The organism is Pseudoalteromonas sp. GW168-MNA-CIBAN-0100, assembly GCF_040309225.1.
GTDB classification, from domain to species: domain Bacteria; phylum Pseudomonadota; class Gammaproteobacteria; order Enterobacterales; family Alteromonadaceae; genus Pseudoalteromonas; species Pseudoalteromonas arctica.
In genome coordinates, this window is record NZ_JBEOOL010000326.1 from 1 (window position 1) to 320 (window position 320).

Consider the following 320-nt stretch of genomic DNA (forward strand, 5'->3'; position numbering starts at 1 on the left):
CAATAAGCCGTTGCCGTCTTTATCAAGTAGCAGTGGGTTGCGAATGGTGTCGCCCCATTCAATACGGTGGTTGTCTTCACCGTGTAGGAACATATTCATTTTTGCCAGTGCCCAAGTAGAGCCGATAGCTTCTTGGCCAAATAAAGCGTATTTTTTTGAGCCAGAGTTTTTACGTACCATAGCGCCACACTTTAAAAGCAATGAGCCACTCCCAGTACATGGGTCACATATTTGGTCACCTTCAACAGGCTCTAAAACCGTTGCTAAAAGGGTTGAGACCTCAGGCGGAGTGTAGTATTCACCAGCGGTCGCGCCACTGC

General features: G+C 47.8%; 1 protein-coding gene. It reads right to left on the minus strand.

Annotation, left to right across the window (positions count from 1 at the left end):
• A partial coding sequence (locus tag AAEY62_RS21325; protein WP_350636379.1) for an HsdM family class I SAM-dependent methyltransferase occupies positions 1–320 on the minus strand: 320 nt, incomplete at both ends.